This is a genomic window from Mycobacterium sp. TH-M15 (genome assembly GCF_057473705.1).
This window is the reverse complement of sequence record NZ_JBYCLB010000213.1, coordinates 1-2,367: the sequence shown is the minus strand read 5'-3', so window position 1 is coordinate 2,367 and position 2,367 is coordinate 1. Positions and strand designations below refer to the sequence as shown.

The window sequence follows — 2,367 nt, the reverse complement described above, 5'->3', positions numbered from 1 at the left end:
GCACGCCTCAGTGGAGACGAACACCGCATCGGCGGTGGTGACCTTGGTGGCGGTGCTGGTGGTGCACCCGGCCAGCTTGGTTGAGGTGCCCCCGGCCGCGGCGCGCACCGCGCGCACCGCGCTCATCGCCTGCGCCGTCACACCAGGTACGGCGATCCCCACAGCGGCATGACCCGCCAGCACCGCGGTGTGCCACGACGACGCCGCAACCGGCAGCACCTTGGGGACGGCGATCTGATCGGGTCCGGGCATGGAGGGAGGATAAACCGAGCAGGACCCCGCTGGCTATTCACCCGGTGACGTGAGGCTGTCTAACCCGCAGCCTGCCGCACGGTTAGCTTGATCGTCGGGGTCAGGCGCCGATCAGGTAGTGTTCGTGCACGTCGGCGATGACGGCCCGGTCGAGGTCGCCCGCCACAAGAAGATCATCCAGTAACCCGAGCAACCCAGAACGACAAGGTGCAGAAACCATCGACAACGAGCAGGCGCTGGCGTTCAACGCCGGCAAGGTCACCGAATTCCGGAGCCGCGGCGGCACGTTGGGCGGCCCGTTCGAGGGTGCCCCGATGCTGCTGCTAACCACCATCGGCGCCAAGTCCGGCCGGCCGCGCACCAGCCCGATGATGTATCTGCCGGACGGCGACCGGCTCGTCGTCTTCGCCTCCAACAACGGCAGAGACACCCACCCGAGCTGGTATCACAACCTGCGCGCGAACCCGTCGGCCACCGTCGAGGTCGGCACCGAGCGGTACACCGTCACCGCTACCGAAATCACCGGCGAAGAGCACGACCGGCTCTACGGCATTCAGGAGACCCGTCATCCCGGCTTCGCCGACTACCGAGCCAAGACCGACCGCGTCATTCCGGTCGTCGCGCTCACCCGGGCGACATAGCCGCACAGGGGCGGGATCACTTCATCGCGAAGTAGACCGGCGGAGCGTTGAAACCCGCCGACACCGCCCACAGCCCGCGCGCGCCGACCGGGACGGCCACACAGGTGTTCCCCCTGGCCACGCTTCCTCGACGTACGTCGTCGAGCGCGTTGAGGGGATGCGGGATGGCTCCACACGGATCGTCGTAGGTCCGGTTGTTCTTACCGACGAAGGTGACGGTGATGTCGAATCCCGGATTACCGGTGTCCTTTCCCCGGTAGGTGGCGGTGATCGGAACGATCCAGTACTCCATGCCCTTCTCCGGCGGGTCGTTGAAGTTGTTCTCGGCGGCGACCTCGTGCCCGGCCTCGCGCGGGGTGCCGAGGATGACCTCCCAGTCGTTGTTGGTCAGCGGATTGCCGATCCGGAGTGGGTGCTCCTTGGTGCCGGACGGGTTTTCGTCAGCCGCGTTCTCTTCGCCGTCCGCGTCGCCGTTGATCACGCCGGTGATCTGCGCCGACCGGGTGTGGCCGGGCTTGTCGAAGATGTCGTGGACCGCGCCGGTCACCACGCCGAAGAACGTGTTGACCCCGACGACTATGCCGGTCACCGAGATGATGATCGCGGCGATGCTGGTGGCCTTGGGGAGCAGCGCCGCCGCGCTGCCCATGCTCGTGACCTTGCGCGACAGCGACAGGCCGACGACCCCGGCGAGCAACGCGATCGGAAGCAGCAGCCAGCCGACGATCACGGTCGACGGCAGACAGGCCAGGACGAGGCCGACGATCCCGACAACCACCGCGACCCACCCCAGCACGCTTCGCCGTTTCGGCGGCCGCTGGGTGTCGGGCGACTGCGGCGCGTCACCCGCCGCGGTGTCCGCGACGTCGTTCGAATGCGAACCCACTGGTTACCCTCTCCCCAGGTTCACCCGATTCCCCTACTCACGGGACACGGTGGATGCCGAGCAGGCTACCGCACCGGTGCCCGGCACCGGGCGGTCTCGGCGAGACGCCCTCACTCGCCGTCCGGCGATTTTCCGGCCGAATAACGCTCGGGCCGCGGGCGGCCTCGGCTATAACTAGCTAGATGCCGCCGTGCGGAGGCGGTGCACCAGAACAAGGGAGCAAAGATGCTCGAACAACTCATCGCCGGCGTCGTCGGCGGCGCCCTCGGCGGCAAAGGCGCGGACGCGACCGATAAGATACCGAGCCCCGGCGGCCTCGGCAGCCTGCTGAGCGGCGGCCTCGGCGGCCTGGCCGGTGGCGCCCTCACCGGCGGCGGCCTGCTGAACAGCATCCTCGGCAGCGGTGGGGGCGGGTTGGACCTCCCCCACCTGGCCGGCAGCCTGGTCGGCGGCGGCGTGCTGGGCACCATCGTCACCGCGCTGGTCGGCCTGGCGGTCAAGAAGCGCTGACCCTCGACCCCGTGCGGTCGGTACGGGCACCGGCCCCGGCGTGCAGCCGTACGTTGCCCAGCAGCGCCCGCAGGTCGA

5 protein-coding genes are annotated in these 2,367 nt (G+C 68.8%); 2 read left to right on the top strand and 3 right to left on the bottom strand.

The features are described 5' to 3' along the window. Both AC2VNT_RS05045 and AC2VNT_RS05040 read right to left on the bottom strand, forming a co-directional pair. The coding region (locus AC2VNT_RS05045) for a hypothetical protein (RefSeq protein ID WP_486945806.1) at positions 1-252 on the bottom strand (252 nt) is incomplete at its 3' end. 100 nt (positions 253-352) lie between these two features. Next, positions 353-499: a hypothetical protein gene (locus AC2VNT_RS05040; protein ID WP_486945808.1), complete on the bottom strand. Its 147-nt coding sequence runs from the start codon at positions 497-499 to the stop codon at positions 353-355. Here AC2VNT_RS05040 and AC2VNT_RS05035 point away from each other — a divergent pair. After that, positions 471-893 carry a nitroreductase family deazaflavin-dependent oxidoreductase gene (locus AC2VNT_RS05035; RefSeq protein WP_486945807.1) on the top strand — a complete coding sequence of 141 codons (423 nt, stop codon included), beginning with the start codon at positions 471-473 and terminating at the stop codon, positions 891-893. The genes AC2VNT_RS05040 and AC2VNT_RS05035 overlap by 29 nt on opposite strands. Positions 894-909: 16 nt before the next feature. Here the strand turns inward: AC2VNT_RS05035 and AC2VNT_RS05030 are convergent, their stop codons facing one another. Next, the gene (locus AC2VNT_RS05030) at positions 910-1,779 is read right to left on the bottom strand and encodes a hypothetical protein (protein ID WP_486945805.1); all 870 of its coding nucleotides are present in this window, start codon (positions 1,777-1,779) and stop codon (positions 910-912) included. Positions 1,780-2,004: 225 nt separating this feature from the next. Between AC2VNT_RS05030 and AC2VNT_RS05025 the strand changes: the two genes are divergently transcribed. Beyond that, positions 2,005-2,289: a hypothetical protein gene (locus AC2VNT_RS05025; RefSeq protein ID WP_486945804.1), complete on the top strand. Its 285-nt coding sequence runs from the start codon at positions 2,005-2,007 to the stop codon at positions 2,287-2,289. Positions 2,290-2,367 lie beyond the last annotated feature (78 nt).